The following is a 761-nucleotide window of genomic DNA, read 5'->3' as shown; positions in this document are numbered from 1 at the left end:
GAATACACTTATACGCACACCAAAAACAACGGCAGCCGCCGTCAATACAACCCGGGCGTTTCCTTTGACCCGATGACCTTTACCGGCAACGAAATCTCCGAACCCGCCGACTGGTACGCCACTCCTTATCAGATGTATTGGGAAACCCATTCCAAACGCACCACCCACGCGCTGCTTTTGGGCTTCCGTTTCAATATGTTGAAAGAAAAACTGCACATCATGGCAGGGACGCGTTGGAACCACATCAAATCGAAATACATAACCGACTATTTCTACACAGGCGGCAGCATAGACAACGATCCCGATTCGGTTACCGACCGCAAAACCGTCCGTTTCAATCCTTATTTCGCCGTTACCTACGATTTGACGCCGAACCAAAGCCTGTATGCCAGCTACACATCCATCTTCAAACCGAACAGCAATCAGCGCAAAGACAAATCCTATCTTGACCCTGTTACCGGCGCGAACTACGAAATCGGCTGTAAGGGGGAATGGTTCGACCGCAAGCTGAATACCTCGCTTGCCCTGTTTGACATCGAACAGAAAAACCGCGCGGTGCAGGTTTGGGATACGGCAGACCAAAAATGGTATTGGGAACCCGTCGGCAAAGTCCGCAGCCGCGGCATCGAAGCCGAAATATCCGGCAACCTGAGCGAAGATTGGAAACTGTTTGCAGGTTATACGTTCAACCGGTCCAAATATCTTGAAGCGGAAAGCAAAGGCACCGTCCCCGCAGGCACTAATTTCAGCCTGCACACGCC

General features: G+C 51.4%; 1 protein-coding gene. It reads left to right on the top strand.

Translation table 11 applies throughout. From position 1 onward, the window contains the following. Nucleotides 1–761: TonB-dependent siderophore receptor (locus ACTHUR_RS13615; protein ID WP_440399063.1), on the top strand; the 761-nt coding region annotated here is incomplete at both ends.

It is taken from the genome of Neisseria sp. P0021.S007, from assembly GCF_051956855.1.
The sequence above is the reverse complement of the archived record's forward strand: the minus strand, read 5'-3'. Positions and strand labels throughout refer to the sequence as shown.